Source organism: Klebsiella sp. SYXHC3, from assembly GCF_057196925.1.
Map to the genome: position 1 here is coordinate 1 of NZ_JBXUNG010000007.1, position 20091 is coordinate 20091.

At 56.2% G+C, this 20091-nt stretch carries 18 protein-coding genes and 4 tRNA genes; 11 read left to right on the plus strand and 11 right to left on the minus strand.

The window, feature by feature from the left end; all coding sequences use genetic code 11:
• The 4 genes from AC2CGP_RS17045 to AC2CGP_RS17060 form a co-directional block, all read right to left on the minus strand.
• Positions 1–74 (minus strand) — tRNA-Met (locus tag AC2CGP_RS17045).
• A gap of 45 nt (positions 75–119) precedes the next feature.
• Positions 120–196, minus strand: a tRNA-Met gene (locus tag AC2CGP_RS17050).
• A 45-nt stretch (positions 197–241) separates the two neighbouring features.
• Positions 242–318 (minus strand) — tRNA-Met (locus AC2CGP_RS17055).
• 45 nt (positions 319–363) lie between these two features.
• Positions 364–440 (minus strand) — tRNA-Met (locus AC2CGP_RS17060).
• A 212-nt stretch (positions 441–652) separates the two neighbouring features.
• On the opposite strand from AC2CGP_RS17060, the gene mltA reads away from it, so the two are divergent.
• Both mltA and tcdA read left to right on the plus strand, forming a co-directional pair.
• Positions 653–1750 carry a murein transglycosylase A gene (gene mltA / locus AC2CGP_RS17065; RefSeq protein WP_484502402.1) on the plus strand — a complete coding sequence of 366 codons (1098 nt, stop codon included), beginning with the start codon at positions 653–655 and terminating at the stop codon, positions 1748–1750.
• A 79-nt stretch (positions 1751–1829) separates the two neighbouring features.
• On the plus strand, positions 1830–2639 hold the full coding sequence (gene tcdA, locus AC2CGP_RS17070) for a tRNA cyclic N6-threonylcarbamoyladenosine(37) synthase TcdA (protein ID WP_047058909.1): 810 nt from the start codon (positions 1830–1832) through the stop codon (positions 2637–2639).
• 444 nt (positions 2640–3083) lie between these two features.
• Here the strand turns inward: tcdA and csdE are convergent, their stop codons facing one another.
• Both csdE and csdA read right to left on the minus strand, forming a co-directional pair.
• Positions 3084–3515: a cysteine desulfurase sulfur acceptor subunit CsdE gene (gene csdE / locus AC2CGP_RS17075; RefSeq protein ID WP_020078046.1), complete on the minus strand. Its 432-nt coding sequence runs from the start codon at positions 3513–3515 to the stop codon at positions 3084–3086.
• Positions 3515–4720, minus strand: a complete 1206-nt coding sequence (gene csdA, locus AC2CGP_RS17080) for a cysteine desulfurase CsdA (RefSeq protein ID WP_015369944.1) — start codon at positions 4718–4720, stop codon at positions 3515–3517. The genes csdE and csdA overlap by 1 nt, the downstream gene beginning before the upstream one ends.
• Positions 4721–5152: 432 nt before the next feature.
• Here csdA and gcvA point away from each other — a divergent pair, with 432 nt between their 5' ends.
• The 3 genes from gcvA to rlmM are packed head-to-tail and all read left to right on the plus strand — an operon-like array spanning position 5153 to position 7602.
• Positions 5153–6070, plus strand: a complete 918-nt coding sequence (gcvA, locus tag AC2CGP_RS17085) for a glycine cleavage system transcriptional regulator GcvA (protein WP_015369945.1) — start codon at positions 5153–5155, stop codon at positions 6068–6070.
• A 43-nt stretch (positions 6071–6113) separates the two neighbouring features.
• Positions 6114–6509, plus strand: a complete 396-nt coding sequence (locus AC2CGP_RS17090; RefSeq protein ID WP_015369946.1) for a DUF423 domain-containing protein — start codon at positions 6114–6116, stop codon at positions 6507–6509.
• Entirely contained in the window at positions 6502–7602 is a 1101-nt protein-coding gene (gene rlmM / locus AC2CGP_RS17095; protein WP_015369947.1) for a 23S rRNA (cytidine(2498)-2'-O)-methyltransferase RlmM, read from the plus strand. The genes AC2CGP_RS17090 and rlmM overlap by 8 nt, the downstream gene beginning before the upstream one ends.
• Positions 7603–7645: 43 nt before the next feature.
• Here the strand turns inward: rlmM and xni are convergent, their stop codons facing one another.
• The 5 genes from xni to queF form a co-directional block, all read right to left on the minus strand.
• On the minus strand, positions 7646–8404 hold the full coding sequence (gene xni / locus AC2CGP_RS17100) for a flap endonuclease Xni (RefSeq protein WP_032715725.1): 759 nt from the start codon (positions 8402–8404) through the stop codon (positions 7646–7648).
• Positions 8405–8556: 152 nt separating this feature from the next.
• On the minus strand, positions 8557–9924 hold the full coding sequence (locus tag AC2CGP_RS17105; RefSeq protein WP_015369949.1) for an L-serine ammonia-lyase: 1368 nt from the start codon (positions 9922–9924) through the stop codon (positions 8557–8559).
• Between the two features lie 66 nt (positions 9925–9990).
• A complete protein-coding gene (locus AC2CGP_RS17110; protein WP_015369950.1) occupies positions 9991–11280 on the minus strand; it encodes an HAAAP family serine/threonine permease in 1290 nt (429 codons plus the stop codon).
• Positions 11281–11773: 493 nt separating this feature from the next.
• The gene (gene ppnN, locus AC2CGP_RS17115; RefSeq protein WP_015369952.1) at positions 11774–13141 is read right to left on the minus strand and encodes a nucleotide 5'-monophosphate nucleosidase PpnN; all 1368 of its coding nucleotides are present in this window, start codon (positions 13139–13141) and stop codon (positions 11774–11776) included.
• 112 nt (positions 13142–13253) lie between these two features.
• Positions 13254–14099 carry an NADPH-dependent 7-cyano-7-deazaguanine reductase QueF gene (gene queF, locus AC2CGP_RS17120; protein WP_015369953.1) on the minus strand — a complete coding sequence of 282 codons (846 nt, stop codon included), beginning with the start codon at positions 14097–14099 and terminating at the stop codon, positions 13254–13256.
• Between the two features lie 68 nt (positions 14100–14167).
• Here queF and syd point away from each other — a divergent pair, with 68 nt between their 5' ends.
• The 6 genes from syd to AC2CGP_RS17150 all read left to right on the plus strand — a co-directional run bounded on the left by syd (position 14168) and on the right by AC2CGP_RS17150 (position 20084).
• Positions 14168–14713, plus strand: coding sequence for a SecY-interacting protein (syd, locus tag AC2CGP_RS17125; protein WP_015369954.1), 546 nt, complete (start codon positions 14168–14170; stop codon positions 14711–14713).
• A 630-nt stretch (positions 14714–15343) separates the two neighbouring features.
• Entirely contained in the window at positions 15344–15673 is a 330-nt protein-coding gene (locus tag AC2CGP_RS17130) for a YqcC family protein (protein ID WP_110916217.1), read from the plus strand.
• On the plus strand, positions 15673–16467 hold the full coding sequence (truC, locus tag AC2CGP_RS17135) for a tRNA pseudouridine(65) synthase TruC (RefSeq protein ID WP_048231311.1): 795 nt from the start codon (positions 15673–15675) through the stop codon (positions 16465–16467). Before AC2CGP_RS17130 ends, truC begins: the two co-directional genes overlap by 1 nt.
• Positions 16468–16472: 5 nt before the next feature.
• Positions 16473–16916 (plus strand): flavodoxin, encoded by a 444-nt coding sequence (locus AC2CGP_RS17140; RefSeq protein ID WP_015369957.1) that lies wholly within the window; start codon positions 16473–16475, stop codon positions 16914–16916.
• 472 nt (positions 16917–17388) lie between these two features.
• Positions 17389–18741, plus strand: coding sequence for an MFS transporter (locus AC2CGP_RS17145; RefSeq protein ID WP_015369959.1), 1353 nt, complete (start codon positions 17389–17391; stop codon positions 18739–18741).
• Positions 18742–18743: 2 nt separating this feature from the next.
• Complete coding sequence (locus tag AC2CGP_RS17150) at positions 18744–20084, plus strand: enolase C-terminal domain-like protein (protein ID WP_063444790.1); 1341 nt, start codon at positions 18744–18746, stop codon at positions 20082–20084.
• The last annotated feature ends 7 nt before the right edge of the window (positions 20085–20091 follow it).

The following is a 20091-nucleotide window of genomic DNA, read 5'->3' on the forward strand; positions in this document are numbered from 1 at the left end:
TTGCGGGGGCCGGATTTGAACCGACGACCTTCGGGTTATGAGCCCGACGAGCTACCAGGCTGCTCCACCCCGCGTCCGTCTTTACTCTTCCATCGAGTAAATTTGCTTCTGATTGTAATTGGTTGCGGGGGCCGGATTTGAACCGACGACCTTCGGGTTATGAGCCCGACGAGCTACCAGGCTGCTCCACCCCGCGTCCACGTCTACTCTTCCATCGAGTAGATTTACTTCAGATTTTAATTGGTTGCGGGGGCCGGATTTGAACCGACGACCTTCGGGTTATGAGCCCGACGAGCTACCAGGCTGCTCCACCCCGCGTCCACGTCTACTCTTCCATCGAGTAGATTTACTTCAGATTTTAATTGGTTGCGGGGGCCGGATTTGAACCGACGACCTTCGGGTTATGAGCCCGACGAGCTACCAGGCTGCTCCACCCCGCGTCCGTGGAAGCGCACTATACTCCGCTAGCGTTCTGATGCAACCTTTTTTCGTAGAAATCGTCAATTTTGTAAAAAACGGCGGCTAAAAATACAGTAATGGGCGAATTTTTACACAATTTGGGCTGCGGGGCGCTTTCGTGCATTTCATTAGCCGCATGGGTTTGTTATCTTCATCACGCACTAAGGCTTAGCAGCAATAAAGAAGAGATACCATGAAAGGATGTTGGGCAAAATATGTAGCGACGGGGGCAATGCTGGCGATGCTCGCCGCCTGTACCTCGAAACCGACCGATCGCGGTCAGCAATATAGTGATGGCAAGTTTACCCAGCCGTTTTCATTGGTAAACCAACCTGATGCGGTAGGCGCGCCGATTAACGCCGGCGACTTCTCCCAGCAGGTTGGTCAGATTCGTAGCGCCTCTCCGCGTCTCTATAATAGCCAGAGCAGCGTCTATAACGCGATTCAGGAGTGGCTGCGTTCCGGCGGCGATACCCGCACGTTACGCCAGTTTGGTATTGATGCCTGGCAGATGCAGGGGGCTGATAACTACGGCAACGTGCAGTTTACCGGCTACTACACCCCGGTCGTACAGGCCCGCCACACTCGCCAGGGCGAGTTCCAGTATCCTATTTACCGTATGCCGCCGAAAAACGGCAAGCTCCCTTCCCGCGCCAGCATCTATGCCGGAGCGCTCAGCGATAACTACGTGCTGGCCTACAGCAACTCGCTGATGGATAACTTCATCATGGACGTGCAGGGCAGCGGCTATATCGATTTCGGCGACGGTTCGCCGCTTAACTTCTTCAGCTACGCCGGGAAAAACGGCTGGCCTTACCGTAGTATCGGTAAAGTGCTTATCGACCGCGGTGAAGTGAAGCGGGAAGATATGTCGATGCAGGCGATCCGTGAATGGGGCGAAAAACATAGCGAAGCGGAAGTCCGCGAGCTGCTGGAACAGAACCCATCTTTTGTCTTCTTTAAACCGCAGTCCTACGCGCCGGTGAAAGGGGCGAGCGCGGTACCGTTGATTGGCCGCGCGTCGGTCGCCTCTGACCGTTCGATTATTCCGCCGGGAACCACCTTGCTGGCCGAGGTGCCTCTGCTGGATAATAACGGTAAGTTTAATGGTCAATACGAGCTACGCCTGATGGTGGCGCTGGATGTCGGCGGGGCGATTAAAGGCCAGCATTTCGATATCTACCAGGGCATCGGCCCGGATGCCGGTCATCGCGCCGGTTGGTATAACCACTATGGCCGCGTGTGGGTACTGAAAAACGCGCCAGGCGCCGGTAGCGTCTTTAGCGGTTAACGTTCAAACGTCCGTACGTTTCTAACCCGGATCCGCGCAACGCGCCGAATCCGGGGTCTCTACTTTATTCCGAGGTTTTATGTCTGTAGTAATCAGCGATGCCTGGCGCCAGCGGTTTGGCGGCACGGCGCGTTTATATGGCGAAAAGGCGCTGCAGTGTTTTGCCGAGGCGCATGTTTGCGTGGTCGGGATCGGCGGCGTCGGCTCATGGGCGGCGGAAGCGCTGGCGCGTACCGGGATTGGCGCGATTACGCTGATTGATATGGATGATGTTTGCGTCACCAATACCAATCGCCAAATCCACGCCCTTGGCGGCAACGTTGGGCTGGCGAAAGCGGAAGTGATGGCCGAGCGTATACGTCTGATTAACCCGGAGTGTCGGGTCACGGTTATCGATGATTTCATCACGCCCGAGAACGTAGCGGAATACCTGGGAGCGGGCTTTAGCTATGTTATCGACGCGATCGATAGCGTCAGGCCAAAAGCGGCGCTGATCGCCTGGTGCCGCCGTTATAAAGTACCGTTGGTGACGACCGGCGGAGCCGGCGGGCAAATCGATCCGACGCAGATCCAGGTGGCCGATTTGGCGAAAACTATTCAGGATCCGCTGGCGGCGAAACTGCGCGAACGGCTGAAAAGCCAGTTTGGCGTAGTGAAGAATAGTAAAGGAAAGCTGGGCATCGATTGCGTCTTCTCGACCGAAGCGTTGGTCTACCCGCAGGCTGACGGCAGCGTATGTGCAATGAAAAGCACGGCGGAAGGGCCGAAGCGGATGGATTGCTCCTCCGGTTTTGGTGCGGCGACCATGGTGACGGCGACTTTTGGTTTTGTCGCCGTATCCCATGCGTTGAAGAAGATGTTGGCGAAAGCGCAGCGTCAGGGGGAATAGTCCGGCAGGCGTTTCCTTTATTGGCCAGGAACCGTAGATACTGTTATTGGTTTGCAACGGTTTTGGTTGGGGATAAACATGTGCTTTGTGTTAATTCAAAGCACATTGCGCTCCCGATATTTCTTCTGCGTTATGGCACTCATGGCGCAGGGAGCGCACAGAGGGCGGCCAGTCGCCGCCGCCCTCTGTACTCCCGGGCTCTGGCCGCCAAAATCGCCACTTCGTGGTTCCTTCGACTTATCCCGGAAGGCTTCGGGTCGGGCCGAGGCAGCGTCCGTGCAAAACACGGCCCTCAGCCCGCATCCATGCGGGCTGCCCCGGCCTGCCGGGAACGTCTCAGCGATTTTGAGGCCCCCAACACCGGCAGTTTCAGTCAGCATTGATGCGGTTGTAGTGGGAGTAGCCCGGCTCAGCGTAGCGCAAGCCGGGGAGAGGGCGTTTGAATTAGTTCTCGCGGGCGGCGGCGAGCACCGCGTCGCTTAGCGCCTGCAGCCCCTGGCTGCGCGAAGCGCTAAGCTGCCCGCGCAAACCCAGCTCATCGAATAACGCCAACGGATCATTCGCTAAAATCTCAGCGGCGCTTTTTCCTTCGCAGGCGGCTAACAGCACCGCCAGCAGGCCGCGCACGATACGCCCTTCGCTATCGCCAAAGAAGTGCATCTTGCCCTCAGCATCAACCTGATACCCCAGCCAGACACGGTTTTCGCAGCCGGCGATCTCTTTCGCCTGCGCCCGCTGGTCATCCGTTAATGGCGGCAGTTTCTTACCTACTAAAATCAACTGGCGGTACTTATCTTCCCACTGAGTTAGCGGGGCGAAGATCTGGCGCAGCGTCGCTTCGCTGAGCGCGGCGCTTAAAGGTTGGGAGGTCATCATTAATCCACCAGTATTTCCAGCGCGCGGTCGATAGCGTGCACCAGCGCATAAACATCATCTTGCGTATTGTACGGCGCGAATGAGGCGCGCAGCGTACCGCTGACGCCTAATACCGCCAGCAGCGGTTGCGCGCAATGCTGCCCGGCGCGTAGCGCAATGCCGGACTCCGCCAGCAACGTAACCATATCGCTATGGTGTACGCCCTCGAAATCAAAGGCTAGCAGGCTCGAATCCTGACAGCGGAACGAACGAAAACCGGGCCGCTTTGCCAGCTCATCTTCCGCAAGCGTCGCCAGGCTACGGCTCCAGCTTTCCGCCTGTGTAAGATCGATTTCCTGCAGCCATTCCAGCGCGGCGCTGAGGCCGATAACGCCGGCGACGTTGGGCGTCCCGGCTTCAAGCCGCCAGGGGGCGGGCTGGGTTTTAAAGCCATCGAATGAGACTTCAGTAATCATTTTGCCGCCGCCGAGCCATGGCGACATCTCCGCCAGCAACTCGCTTTTGCCATACAGCGCGCCAATACCCGTTGGGCCATACAGCTTGTGGGCGGAGAAGGCATAAAAATCGATATCCAGCGCCTGCACGTCGGCCGGAAAGTGCACCGCGCCCTGCGCGCCATCAACTATCACTATCATTCCCGCCTGATGGGCGAAATCAATAGCAAGTCGCAGATCGGGGCAGCCGCCGGTGACGTTAGACATCTGGCCAATCGCCAGCACCCGGCTGCGCGGAGAGATAAGCGAAGGCAGTTGCGCGACATCCGGCAGACGATCGGCGCCCAGCGGAAGCTTGACCACCCGCGCGCCGGTTTGTTCGGCAACCATCAGCCACGGCACCAGGTTGGCGTGGTGTTCGGCTTCGCTGACGATTATTTCATCGCCAGGATGCAGGCGCGGGCGCACGTAACTCTGCGCGACCATATTGATGGCTTCGGTGGTGCCGCGGGTCCAGACGATATCTTTGCCGGAAGAGGCGTTAAGCCAACTGGCGACGCGTTCGCGCGCCGCCTCGTAGCGCTCGGTAAGACGCTGGGCGGCGGCAAACTGGCTGCGGTGGACGTTGCCGGCGCTCAGACGATAAAACTGGTCGCTGGCATCGATCACGGCCAGCGGTTTTAGCGCCGTCGCCGCGCTATCCAGGTAGACGCCGGCATCCGCCAGGGCTGGAAACTGGGCGCGGAAGTGGGCGGGATTGAATGCGTTCATGGAATTCCTCATATCGATATCACGATCGTCGCGCAAATTCCCCATTAGGGCAAGGCTGGTGATAGCGAGGAGGCGGGGAGAACGGTGATTTTTCGGCAAAAAAAAGCACCGCGCATTGCGGTGCTACATTAAATCACTATGGACAGACAGGGTAAATGTACAGGAAGTGAAAAGGTAGCCTTGCTACCATGGTCTGCAAACCCAGACCAATTGCAAACACAACAACACAACATCACAACCGTAAGCCAAAAGCTTGTTGGAACACGCATTCCAAAAAAAGCTTTTCGTTCCGGCTCAGGAAGTGCCGCCACTATAGGTATTTGCTGGTAGAACCTCAACGGACAATTTATAATGGCTCAGATAAAAAAAACTAATAGGTTAACTGTTGTTTCCTATTTGTTAAAACTCGTTAACATCTCAGTCAGAATAACCATGTCGAAGCGATTACCACCTCTGAATGCATTACGTGTTTTTGATGCAGCCGCACGTCATCTGAGCTTCACTCGCGCAGCCGATGAGCTTTTTGTGACGCAGGCCGCAGTAAGTCACCAAATCAAGTCACTAGAGGACTTTCTGGGCCTGAAGCTGTTTCGTCGACGCAATCGCTCGCTGCTGTTAACGGAAGAGGGGCAAAGCTATTTTCAGGATATTAAAGAGATTTTTTCGCAGCTCACCGAAGCGACGCGTAAACTGCAGGCGCGCAGCGCGAAAGGGGCGCTAACTGTTAGTTTATTGCCCAGTTTCGCCATTCAGTGGCTGGTGCCGCGACTCTCAAGCTTTAACTCAGCTTATCCGGGGATCGACGTGCGGATCCAGGCGGTGGACCGTCAGGAAGATAAACTGGCCGACGACGTCGACGTAGCGATTTTCTATGGCCGCGGCAACTGGCCGGGGCTGCGTGTTGAAAAACTGTACGCCGAATATTTACTACCGGTTTGTTCGCCGTTGTTGTTAACCGGTGACAAAGCGTTGAAAACGCCTGCCGATCTGGCGCAACATACGCTGTTACATGATGCCTCTCGCCGAGACTGGCAAACTTATACCCGGCAACTGGGTCTAAATCATATCAATGTGCAACAGGGACCGATATTCAGCCACAGCGCGATGGTGCTGCAGGCGGCAATCCATGGACAAGGCGTCGCACTGGCCAATAACGTCATGGCCCAGTCCGAAATTGAAGCAGGCCGTTTGGTCTGCCCGTTTAATGATGTTCTGGTCAGTAAGAACGCGTTTTACCTTGTTTGTCATGACAGTCAGGCTGAACTGGGTAAAATAGCCGCTTTCCGCCAGTGGATTTTAGCGAAGGCGGCGAGCGAACAAGAAAAATTCCGCTTTCGTTACGAACAATAACGGCCTGATGACCAGGCGTTAACTGACTTTGTAGGGTATCAACATGACCAGCCGTTTTATGCTGATTTTTGCCGCCATCAGCGGCTTTATCTTTGTGGCTCTGGGCGCCTTTGGCGCACACGTATTAAGTAAATCGCTGGGTGCGGCCGAAATGGCCTGGATCCACACCGGCCTTGAGTATCAGGCGTTTCATACGCTGGCGATTTTAGGCCTGTCTGTCGCCATGCAGCGGCGGATAAGCATCTGGTTTTACTGGAGCAGCGTGTTTTTGGCGCTGGGAACCGTGTTGTTCAGCGGCAGCTTATATTGCCTGGCGCTGTCGCATTTACGCCTGTGGGCGTTCGTTACCCCGGTAGGCGGCGTCTGCTTCCTTGCCGGTTGGGTATTAATGTTAATTGGTGCAATTCGTCTGAAACGTAAGGGCGTTGTTCATGAATAAGGTTGTCCTCTATTGTCGCCCCGGGTTTGAGAAAGAGTGCGCAGCAGAAATTACCGATAAGGCAGCCCGCCTTGAGGTATTTGGTTTTGCCCGGGTCAAAGACGACTCCGGATATGTGATTTTTGAGTGCTATCAGCAGGGCGATGGCGAGAAGCTGGTGCGCGATCTACCGTTTAGCTCGCTGATTTTCGCGCGTCAGATGTTCGTTGTTGGCGAACTGCTGCGCGACCTGCCGCCGGAAGACCGAATCACGCCAATCGTCGGCATGCTGCAGGGCGTGGTGGAAAAGGGCGGCGATCTGCGCGTTGAGGTCGCGGATACCAACGAAAGCAAAGAGCTGATGAAGTTCTGCCGCAAGTTCACGGTGCCGCTGCGCGCGGCGCTGCGTGAAGCCGGCGTGCTGACCAACTATGAAACGCCGAAGCGTCCGGTGGTGCACGTGTTCTTTATCGCCCCCGGCTGCTGTTACACCGGCTACTCCTTTAGCAATAACAACTCGCCGTTTTATATGGGGATCCCGCGCCTGAAGTTCCCTTCCGATGCGCCGAGCCGTTCGACGCTGAAGCTGGAAGAGGCATTTCACGTCTTCATTCCGGCGGATGAGTGGGACGAGCGTCTGGCGAATGGCATGTACGCGGTGGATCTCGGCGCCTGCCCGGGCGGCTGGACCTATCAACTGGTGAAGCGCAACATGTGGGTCTCTTCGGTCGATAACGGCCCGATGGCGCAGAGCCTGATGGATACCGGACAGGTGACCTGGCTGCGTGAAGATGGCTTCCGCTATCGTCCGAACCGCAACAACATCTCGTGGATGGTGTGCGACATGGTTGAGAAACCGGCGAAGGTGGCGGCGTTAATGGCGCAGTGGCTGGTGAACGGCTGGTGCCGCGAGACCATTTTTAACCTTAAGCTGCCGATGAAAAAGCGCTATGAAGAGGTGTCGCAAAACCTGGCCTATATTCAGGCGCAGCTTGATGAGCACGGTATTAACGCGCAGATTCAGGCCCGTCAGCTGTATCACGACCGTGAAGAAGTGACCGTACACGTGCGTCGCCTGTGGGCGGCGGTCGGCGGCCGCCGCGACGAGCGCTAATCAGCGCTCAGCAGCCCCGGCCACGCATCAGCGCGGCCGGGGATCACGCGGATGGCAAACGCAGCTGCTGCAGGTTGCCATCGAGCTGTAAATCCGTTTGCAGGCGGGCGATTTCCCGGCAGGTAAATGCCATCTCTTTATGCTCTTCAAGCTTCTTACGCCACTTCTCCGGCACTTCGGCAAGCCGCGCGTAGATGCCTTCTAAATCCTGATAATCCGTTAACAGCTGCGCCGCGCTTTTCGGCCCAATCCCGGCAACGCCCGGTACTTTCGAGCTGCTAATTCCCGCCAGGCCCCAGTAGTCCGGCAGTTGCTCCGGCATCACGCCGAATTCATTGGCGATAAACGGCGCATCCAGCCAGCGTTTCTGGAAATAGTCGCGGATGCGAATGGTCGGCGACAGCAGCTGACAGTAGCCTTTATCGGTCGAGACAATAGTCGCCTGATGCCCGGCCTGGGCAACTTTAACGGCGAGCGTGGCCGCCAGGTCGTCCGCTTCGCTGCCGGGCAGCGCCCAGCAGCGGATACCACGCTGTTCGAAAGCCGCCCGCAGCGCCGGCATTTCCGTTTCCAGCGTTTCCGGCATCGGCGCGCGCCCGGCTTTATAGTCCGGCAGCCGCTGGTGGCGCCAGCCGTGGGCGCGGTCTTCATCGTCGAACACCGCCACGGCGTGCGTCGGCTGGCTGTGGACGATAAGCTGTTCCAGGGCGTGCAGGCAGGTATCCGCGCAGGGTGAACCCTGTACCGCATGAATACGGCGGATCAGGTTGAGCGCGTCGACAATTAACAGATGAACAGCCACAAGATACCTCCCTTTGTTCTCAGGCTGTAAGGGTAACATCGGTGGCAAGATGAGGCTATTGGTAGCGCGAAGTTCGGGAAGCAGGCTCGCAGAATGAGCCAGGGCTGGAGGAGAGTTGGCCCGACATGCCGAAGCGTGCCGGGCCAGAGGCGTTAATCGCAGGCGACGATTTTCATCGCCAGGCCGCCGCGAGAGGTTTCGCGGTACTTAGCATTCATATCTTTGCCCGTTTCATACATGGTCTCGATAACCTTATCGAGGCACACGCGCGGTTCGCTGGTACGGCGCAGGGCCATGCGCGCGGCGTTAACCGCTTTGACCGCCGCGATGGCGTTACGCTCGATGCACGGTACCTGCACCTGGCCGGCAACCGGGTCACAGGTCAGGCCGAGGTTATGTTCCATACCGATTTCCGCGGCGATGCACACCTGAGCCGGGCTAGCGCCCAGCAGCTCCGCCAGACCGGCCGCGGCCATCGAGCAGGCCACGCCGACTTCGCCCTGGCAACCGACTTCGGCGCCGGAGATAGAGGCGTTCATCTTATACAGCGAACCAATGGCGCTGGCGACCAGCATATAGCGGGCCAGAGAGTTAGCGTTCACCTTGCGGATAAACTTGTCGTAGTAGGCCAGTACCGCCGGAACGATACCGCACGCGCCGTTAGTTGGCGCGGTCACCACGCGGCCACCGGCGGCGTTCTCTTCGTTCACCGCCAGCGCGAACATGTTGATCCAGTCCACTACCGCCATCGGGTCGCTGTTGGTATTGTCCTGGCTTACCAGCATGCGGCGCAGCGCGGCGGCGCGGCGCGGAACGCGGAGTTTGCCCGGCAGCACGCCTTCAGTGGTAATACCGCGCTCGATACCGGCGCTCATCACTTCCCACACCGCGGCGAAGTGCTGTTCCAGCTCTTCTTTGCTGTGCAGCGCCAGCTCGTTCTGCATCATCAGACCGGAGAGCGACAGGCCGGTTTCATTGCAGTGTTTCTGCAGGTCGGCGGCGTTTTTGTACGGATAAGGCACGGCAACCGGCGCCTCGGTGGTCAGGCCGAAGTGCTCTTCATCGACGATAAAGCCGCCGCCGATGGAGTAGTAGGTCTGGCTGTAGAGCACCTTGTCGCCGCCCAGCGCGGTAATGCGCATGCCGTTCTCATGCAGAGACAGGTTGTCGGCATGGAAATTCATGCACTGGTCGACAGGGAACTCGACTTCGTGCTGACCGTTCGCCAGCAGCAGGCGGCCGTGGGTGTTAACGTCCTGAATAAAGCCCGGGATCGCGTCGATGTCGACGGTATCCGGCAGATTGCCGGCCAGTCCCATGATAATGGCGATATCGGTATGGTGGCCTTTACCGGTCAGAGACAGGGAGCCGTAAACGTCGACGACGACTTTGCTGACGTCGGCCAGCAGGCCGCGCGCAATCAGGTCGTCAGTAAATTGTTTGCCCGCTTTCATCGGTCCAACGGTATGGGAGCTGGATGGGCCAATGCCGATTTTGAAAATATCGAATACGCTGATCATGATGTATTCCAGTACTGTCGGAAAGCGCGCCGCCGTTAAGCGGCGCGAGGGGAGGTCTTAAGAGAATTAGCTGAACAGAGAGTAGAAAATCGCGGAGATGGCAATCAGGCCCATAATCACAACGAAGACGTTGCTGATGTGGCCGCTGTATTTGCGCATGGCCGGAACTTTCTGGATAGCGTACATCGGCATCAGGAACAGAATCATCGCGATAATCGGACCGCCCAGGGTCTCAATCATGCCGAGGATGCTCGGGTTCAGCGTGGCCACAATCCAGGTGGTGACCAGCATAAACAGCGCGGTCAGCTTGTTCAGTTTGTTGATTTCGATGGTTTTGCCTTTGCCGCGCAGAGACTTAATCACCATGCCGTTGAAACCTTCACGAGCGCCCAGATAGTGGCCGAGGAAGGATTTGGTGATAGCGATCATCGCGATGATCGGCGCCATCCAGGCGATAACCGGTGCGTTAAAGTGGTTCGCCAGGTAAGACAGAATCGAGATGTTCTGCTCTTTCGCTGCCGCCAGGTCCGCCGGAGACAGGCTCAGTACGCAGCTGAAGACGAAGAACATAACGGTCAGCACCATCATGATGTGAGCACGCGCCAGGATGCTGGAGCATTTCTTCTCTGCGCCTTCGCCGTACTCTTCACGCTTCGCTACCGCGAAGGAGGAGATGATCGGCGAGTGGTTAAAGGAGAAGACCATTACCGGGATCGCCAGCCACAGGGTCATCAGCAGACCGTTACCGGTTGTTGACGCGCTGCTCAGCGACAGGGTTTCCAGCGCCGCGCCGTTCCATTGCGGGATCAGGTACAGCGCCAGAACCATCAGCGCGATAACGAACGGGAATACCAGGACACTCATTGCCTTAACGATCATCTGCTCGCCGAAACGCACGATGGTCATCATGCCGACAATCAGAATCAGGGACAGAATGGCGCGCGGCGGCGGCGTCATGTGCAGCTGGTGCGCCATGAAGCTTTCGACGGTGTTGGTGATCGCCACGCTATAAACCAGCAGGATCGGGTAGATTGCGAAGAAGTAGAGCAGCGTAATCAGTTTACCTGCGCCTACGCCAAAGTGTTCTTCAACGACTTCGGTGATGTCTTCGCCCGGATTTTTACCGGACAGCACGAAGCGGGTCATACCGCGGTGTGCGAAGAAGGTCATCGGGAAGGCCAGAATCGCCATGATAATTAGTGGGATCATACCGCCGACGCCGGCGTTGATTGGCAGGAACAAAACGCCCGCGCCGATCGCCGTGCCGTACAGGCCCAGCATCCACATGGTATCCGTTTTGCGCCATCCGCTGCGGGATTCACCCGAAACGATAGTGCTGGTTTGTGTGGTTTCCATCTGTATCTCCTGGAGGAATCAACAAAATCTAGTAAATAAAAACGATTAAATAATATGAAATTCGTTGCTTTACGGTTTTTTAGAAATTTTCTCCGTAACAATTGGGCGGCAAGATACATTTATATGGAAAATACATCAGTGATCGGGATCCCAAATGCAATAATCCACTTTAAATATGAACGTTTTTAGCCCAACAGTCTGTTTATGGTGATCAGCCAGATAAATGTGGCGCGAAGGCTATCATTTGCAGCACATGAGATAAAAGCTCTGTTACCAAATAACGAGGTTTTTGCTGCAAAAAAGTGATGTAAACGACGTTTTTTCGCCAGAATGTTATTTTTATGGTGAATTTTATTGCTCTTTTTGGAAACGCAAACGTTTGGCTATGTGGAAACTCTACGAATCATTAATTAGAAAAATTAATTAACTGGAAATTGAGGACGGGGGTGTCCGGGCAGGGTATCGACCGCCGCCCGGGAGAGGTATCACGTTATCAGGAGCAGATTTCGTAGCACGGAATGTAGGCGCTGCCGCCCGGAAGCTTCATGCGGTGCTGGGCAACGAAGCCCTGCAGCAGATCGTCCATGCGGCGCATCATTTCCGGATCGCCATGCAGCTTGTAAGGGCCATATTTCTCGATGGCCTGAATACCGACTTCTTTCACGTTGCCGGCGACAATCCCGGAGAAGGCGCGACGCAGGTCGGCGGCCAGCACTTCCACCGGTTGGTCAGGATAAAGTTTGAGATTGGCCATATTGTCGTGCGTCGGATCGAACGGCATCTGCAGGTCCGGCGAAATACGAATCGACCAGTTGAAGCTGTAGGCGTCGTCGGTTTCGCGGCGGCTCTCTTTGACCAATGGCATCGCTTTTTTCATCTGGCGCGCCACTTCCGCGGCATCGTCAATAATAATGCGATAGTGGCGGCGAGCCGATTCGCCGAGGGTATGAACGATGAACTCGTCCAGCACGCGGAAGTAGTCGGCGCTCTCTTTCGGCCCGGTGAGGATAAGCGGCAGCACCTGCGCCTTGTTATCCGGATGCATCAGGATGCCCAGCAGATAAAGCAGCTCTTCCGCAGTACCCACGCCGCCCGGGAAGATGATAATACCGTGGGCGATGCGCACGAACGCTTCGAGACGCTTTTCGATGTCCGGCATGATGATCAGTTCGTTGACCAGCGGGTTTGGCGGCTCAGCGGCGATAATGGAGGGTTCGGTCATGCCGATAAAGCGGCTGTCTTTATAGCGCTGCTGGGCGTGGCCGACGGCGGCGCCTTTCATTGGCGCTTCCATGGCGCCTGGCCCGCAGCCGGTGCAGATGTTCAGTTCGCGCAGGCCAAGCTGGGTACCGACGCGGCGCGCGTACAGGTATTCATTTTCATTAATAGAGTGGCCGCCCCAGCAGACAATCATATTCGGCGCTTCGCCGACGTGCAGCGCGCGGGCGTTGCGCAGAATCGAGAACACCAGGTTGGTGATATGAATTGAGCTTTCGAGATCGAGATTCGGGAAGCGGACGGTGTTGTGGATCTGCCCGTAGACGAACAGGATATCGCGCAGCACGGCAAACAGGTTGGCCTGCAGGGAACGGATAATACGGCCATCGACGAAAGCGTCTTCCGGCGGGTTGATAAGTTCCAGCTTCACGCCGCGTTCGCGGCGCAGCACGTTAATATCGAAGTTTTCAAAACGAGACAGTAGCTCCTTGCTGTTATCGGTCAGGCTCCCCGAGTTGAGCACAGCAAGCGAGCAGTTGCGAAAGAGTTGATACAGGTCACTACTGGCGGTACGTTTAAGCATATCCACTTCCAGCTGTGACAGCATATCCATTGAACCAAGCGGGCTAACGTGTGTAATCAAGTGAACTCCTTACAGGACGATTATCGTCTTCCTGTGATTACAATAGCCCTGGCCGTAGTCTTTCCACAACCTTGCGTACGCGTTAACGCACGCAAAGTGTGAAAAATTTCGCTTATTGCCGCGCCAGACGGCCGGTTGCCGGCACGAATTCACCGTTGCTGCGCCACGGATTGATATCCAGGCCGCCGCGGCGGGTGTAGCGAGCGTACACGGAAAGCGATTCCGGGCGGCAGAAACGCAGCACATCATTAAAGATGCGTTCGACGCACTGTTCGTGGAATTCATTGTGGTGGCGGAACGACACCAGATAGCGCAGCAGTTTTTCGCGATCGATTTTCGGCCCGCGATACTGAATCTGTACCGAGCCCCAGTCCGGCTGGTGGGTGATCAGACAATTCGATTTCAACAGATGGCTGACCAGCGTCTCTTCGACGACTTTGCCGCTGGCCGCGTCCTGCAGGTAGTCGGCGCTGAACTGATAGTTATCAATCTCGATATCCTGATCGTCGATGCAGGTGCCATGCAGATGAGCGACCGGTTGCCCTTCAAGCTCATCGAGTCGGTACAGCGAAACCTTGACCTCGCCCTGGGCGCAGGCGCTGAGATCGCGGGTCAGCGTGGCCTGAACTTCCTGCCAGTCGGCGAAGCGGGTCTGGTTGAAGCTGTTCAGGTACAGTTTGAAGCTTTTCGATTCCACCAGATTGATGGTGGTATCGCTCAGTTCCACGTAGCCGACGGCGACCTGCGGCAGGCCTTTGGCGTTCAGCCACGACAGTTCGTACAGCGTCCAGATATCGGCGCCGTGGAACGGCAGATTATCGGCATGCAGGCCGAGCGGATCGCGGTTCAGGCTGCGGGGCACGCCCTGCAGCAACGAAGCGTCATAGGTATCGCGGTAATCCGTTGATTTACCGAGCGTCAGGCCGGCCAGCGCCTGATGATTATCGTAAGAAGACATGTTTCACCATAGTAAAGCGGGTACACTATATGCCAAGTGTATCCTGTCTAACGTGAAGAGAGAAACCGGTGGATCATCAGACCATAGAAGCGCTGCAATCATTTACCCAACGTTACTGCGATGCGTGGCAGCAGCGTTATGCCAGCCTGCCGCGTAGCGAAGACCTTTATGGCATCCCATCTCCCTGTATTAGCGCTAGCGAAGACGATGCCGTTTTCTGGCAGCCGCAGCCGTTTACGTTAGAACACCATCTCGATGGGGTTGAACGGGCGCTGGAGATTGTGGTACAACAGCCGATTCATAGTTATTATACCACTCAGTTCGCTGGCGATATGCACGCCCGCTTCGCGGAACAGAACCTCACTCTGCTGCAGGCATGGAGCCCGGATGATTTCCAGCGAGTACAGGAAAACCTCATTGGTCACCTGGTGGTACAAAAACGTCTGAAGCTATCGCCGACGCTGTTTATCGCCACGCTGGATAGCGAACTGGAGGTTATTTCGGTCTGTAACCTGAGCGGCGAAGTGATTAAAGAGACGCTCGGTACTCGAAAAAGAGAGACCCTTTCCCACTCGCTTGCGAGTTTCCTGAATCAGCTTGAGCCCCTTCTGTAATCCATTTCCCCAAGTTGTTTGTGAGAGATCTCTTACAAGACCTGTAAGAGATCGTCATCATTTTCAGCAATTTTTTACGTAGTGATTACATGTAACTTATTGTTATTAAATGATTTGATGATTATGCGCGCTTTTAGTTTGGCCACTAATCTTAAGAGATTGTCGTAGTAAGTCTTGTAAGAAGAGGCGGAATCAGTGATCCTATGTACGTCGACAGGAAGTCGCGGATGAAGAGAACATCAGGATGATGGCTCTTCTACAGGACCCGCCAGGATGGCGTTGCAAGGACAGGCTTCAGGATGAAGCAAGGATAACGCAGGAAAGCGTAAAGGACACCTCCAGGATGGAGAACGAGAGCCGCTCAGGATGAACGGTGGATCAGGAAGATCTGGACACACTTAGGGATAAGTTATTTCACATCGGGGTGGTGTGAAAGCAGGATGCGCTAGTTTATGGATGAACTTGGTCAGGAGACCTCAGGAAAAGTTTTCAAGGACGAGCAGGGAGCACCAATGTAGCTGGAATGCTGCAAAACGAACCGGGAGCACTGTTTATACAGTGCTCCCTTTTTTTATTTCTCTCGCGGATTTGCTATCCTGCGCCCGGTTTACAATTCATCGAGGTTTCCCCATGACCCTTCACGCTAGCGTGTGCGATCGCCTGCACGCCATTGAAGCGCTGCTGCGCGAAACAAACCACTGGCAGGAACAGGCCCCGGATAGCCGCGCTTTCGCCAGCGAGCAGCCGTTTTGCCTGGACACGCTCGAGCCGCTGGAATGGCTACAGTGGGTGCTGATCCCACGTATGCATCAACTGATTGCCAGCGGTATGCCGCTGCCGCAGAACTTTGCCGTCGCGCCTTATTACGAGATGGCGCTGGATAAAGCCCATCCGGCGCGCGAAGCTATCGTGGCCGAGTTGCTGCTGCTGGATGCATTATTCGCGGATGAAGACGCCTGATGCTGGAGATCATTTACCAGGATAAGTGGCTGGTGGCGGTGAACAAACCATCCGGTTGGCTGGTGCACCGTAGCTGGCTGGATCGCGATGAGAAAGTGGTGGTGATGCAGACCGTGCGCGATCAAATTGGCCAGCACGTCTTCACCGCCCATCGTCTGGACCGGCCGACTTCCGGCGTGCTGCTGATGGGGTTATCGAGCGAGGCGGGCAGGCTGCTGGCGCAGCAGTTTGAACAACACCAGATGCAAAAACGCTATCACGCCATCGTTCGCGGCTGGTTGACTGAAGAGGCGGTACTGGATTATCCGCTTGTAGAAGAGCTGGATAAAATCGCCGATAAATTCGCTCGTGAAGATAAAGGCCCGCAGCCGGCGGTGACCCACTATCGCGGGCTGGCGACGGTAGAAATGCCGGTCGCCACCGGCCGTTACCCGACCACCCGCTACGGGCTGGTGGAGCTGGAGCCGAAAACCGGGCGTAAGCATCAGCTGCGTCGCCATTTGGCCCATCTGCGCCATCCGATCCTCGGCGACAGCAAACATGGCGATCTACGGCAAAACCGCAGCGCCGCTGAACATTTCGGCTGTAATCGCCTGATGCTGCATGCCAGTCAGCTGTCATTAACGCATCCGTTTACCGGCGAGCCGCTGACGATTCGCGCGGGTCTGGATGATGTCTGGATGCGCGCGCTGTCGCAGTTTGGCTGGCGCGGGCTTCTCCCGCTAAATGAAAGGGTTGAGTTTGCCGACGACAGCGGTCAGGATGAGAGTATCGCGGATAATCCAGGGAGATAATCACTATGGCAGAAGTCGGAATTTTTGTCGGCACGATGTACGGAAACTCGCTGTTGGTCGCCGAAGAGGCGGAAGCCATTCTGAGCGGGCTGGGGCATAAAGCGACGGTCTTTGAGGATCCGGAGGTAAAAGACTGGGAATCCTATACCGGCAAATACGTGCTGGTCGTGACCTCGACCACCGGGCAGGGCGATCTGCCGGACAGCATCGTTCCGCTGTATGAAGGCATTAAAGATATGTATCAACCGCATCTGCGCTACGGCATTATCGCGCTTGGCGATAGTACCTACGCCAACTTCTGCGGCGGCGGTAAAACCTTTGATGCATTGCTGCAGGAGCAGGGCGCGCGTCGTATTGGCGAGATGCTCACCATTGACGCCAGCGAAGACCCGGAACCGGAAAGCGTTTCCAACCCTTGGGTAGAAGCGTGGGCTAAACTGCTCGACTAATCCTATTAAGAACGCCCTCTCCCTACGTAGAGGGCGCGCTTAAGCTGCCAGTGGCCGGATAAACGGTCAGGGTTATCTTAACGTTATCCATCGCGCCCGGCTTCGGGCATCTGCCTGATAACCACTTTATCGATATGGCTTTTTTCTTTGCGTTTCCCCGGCGTCAAGAGAGCCGATTCACACTCTGAAGGTAATGTCGTCCATCGACCCATCAGCGGGCGGCGGTTTTCCATTTCCGTGAACTACTCCCCACAACCTTAGGCATACGCCATAAACTAACGCAGTATCACCCGCTAAAGCTGTGTATATGCACGGTGAGCCCGCCGACGCCTCTTTTTATACTTTTCCTGCCAGTGACAAAAGCAGTACGCCAGATATAACGAAAAAAACACTAACACGTCATTCTGATTACCCTACAGGTTGTGCTGTTCAGAATGAACGTAGCTAAACGCTATGATTCAGGAGTACAACGATGAGTTCATTAAGTCAGGCTGCGAGCGCCGCTGAAAAGCGCACCAATGCTCGCTATTGGATAGTGGTGATGCTGTTTATCGTCACATCCTTTAACTATGGCGACCGCGCGACGCTGTCGATCGCCGGTTCTGAAATGGCCAAGGATATCGGCCTCGATCCTGTTGGCATGGGTTACGTTTTCTCCGCGTTTTCATGGGCCTATGTGATCGGACAGATCCCAGGCGGCTGGCTGCTTGACCGCTTTGGTTCTAAACGCGTCTATTTCTGGTCCATCTTTATCTGGTCCGTGTTTACCCTGCTGCAGGGCTTCGTGGATATCTTTAGCGGCTTTGGCATTATCATCGCGCTGTTTACCCTGCGCTTCCTCGTCGGCCTTGCCGAATCGCCCTCGTTCCCGGGTAATAGCCGCATTGTGGCCGCCTGGTTCCCGGCGCAGGAGAGAGGGACGGCGGTATCGATTTTTAACTCCGCGCAGTATTTTGCCACCGTTATTTTCGCGCCGATTATGGGTTGGTTGACCCATGAAGTGGGTTGGTCGCACGTATTCTTCTTTATGGGCGGATTGGGTATTGTCATCAGCTTCGTGTGGCTGAAAGTGATCCACGATCCCAATAACCACCCAGGCGTTAACCAGAAAGAGCTGGACTACATCGCCGAAGGCGGCGCGTTGATCAACATGGATCAGAAGAGCAGTGCGCAGAAGGTGCCCTTTAGCGTAAAAATGGGCCAAATCAAGCAGTTGATCGGCTCGCGAATGATGGTCGGGATCTATATCGGCCAGTACTGCATCAACGCGTTAACCTACTTCTTTATCACCTGGTTCCCGGTTTATCTGGTGCAGGCGCGCGGCATGTCGATCCTCAAAGCGGGCTTTGTCGCCTCGATTCCGGCGGTGTGTGGCTTTGTCGGCGGCGTGTTGGGCGGGATTATTTCCGACTGGTTGATGCGCCGTACCGGCTCGCTGAATATCGCGCGTAAAACGCCGATCGTACTCGGCATGCTGTTGTCCATGACCATGCTGATGTGTAACTACGTCAACGCGGAATGGATGATCATCGGCTTTATGGCGATGGCCTTCTTCGGCAAAGGCATTGGCGCGCTGGGCTGGGCGGTAATGGCTGACACCGCGCCGAAAGAGATCAGCGGCCTGTCCGGCGGTCTGTTCAACATGTTCGGTAATATTTCCGGCATCGTCACCCCTATCGCTATCGGCTATATCGTCGGCACCACCGGCTCTTTCAACGGCGCGCTGATTTACGTCGGTATCCACGCTCTGGTGGCGGTATTCAGCTACCTGGTGCTGGTTGGCGATATCAAACGTATCGAACTTAAACCGATTGCGGGGCGTTAATCATGAATACCCAATCCAGCCCAATCGTTACCGAAATGAAGGTGATTCCGGTCGCCGGGCACGACAGCATGCTGATGAACATCGGCGGCGCGCATAATGCCTGGTTTACCCGCAATATTGTGGTGTTAACCGACAACGCCGGCCATACCGGCGTCGGCGAAGCGCCCGGCGGCGAAGTCATCTACCAGACGTTGGTCGATGCCATACCCCAGGTGGTTGGGCAGGAAGTCGCTCGCCTCAACCGCGTGGTGCAGCAGGTACATAAAGGCAATCAGGCGGCGGATTTCGACACCTTCGGCAAAGGGGCATGGACCTTCGAATTGAAAGTCAATGCGGTAGCGGCGCTGGAAGCCGCGCTGCTCGACCTGCTTGGCAAGGTGTTGAATGTCCCGGTGTGCGAACTATTGGGGCCGGGCAAACAGCGTGATGCGGTGACCGTGCTGGGCTACCTGTTCTATATCGGCGACCGCGAAAAAACCGATTTGGACTATCTTGCGCGGACGCCGGGCGACCACGAATGGTACCGTCTTCGTCACCAGCAGGCGCTGAATAGCGACGCGGTAGTGCGACTGGCGGAGGCGGCGCAGGATCGCTACGGTTTTAAAGACTTTAAGCTAAAAGGCGGCGTATTACCTGGCGAGCAGGAAATCGACACCGCCCGCGCGCTGAAAAAACGCTTCTCTGACGCGCGCATTACCGTTGACCCGAACGGCGCCTGGCTGCTGGATGAAGCGATTACGCTGTGCAAAGGGCTGCAGGATGTCCTGACCTATGCCGAAGATCCGTGCGGCGCTGAACAGGGCTTTTCCGGTCGGGAAGTGATGGCTGAGTTCCGCCGCGCCACCGGGTTGCCGGTGGCGACTAACATGATAGCCACCAACTGGCGCGAAATGGGGCATGCGGTCATGCTCAACGCCGTCGATATTCCGCTGGCGGACCCGCACTTCTGGACGCTCTCCGGCGCGGTTCGGGTGGCGCAGTTGTGCGATGACTGGGGGCTGACCTGGGGCTGTCATTCGAACAACCACTTTGATATTTCGCTGGCGATGTTTACCCACGTCGGCGCCGCGGCGCCGGGCAATCCGACTGCTATCGATACCCATTGGATTTGGCAGGAGGGCGATGCGCGCCTGACGCAAAATCCGCTGCAGATTATCAACGGCAAAATCGCCGTGCCAGACGCGCCGGGACTCGGCGTGGAGCTGGACTGGGAACAGGTGCATAAAGCTCATGAGGCCTATAAGGCGCTGCCAGGCGGCGCGCGTAACGATGCGGGCCCGATGCAGTATCTGATTCCCGGTTGGACATTCGACCGTAAACGCCCCGTTTTCGGCCGTCATTAATTAAAAA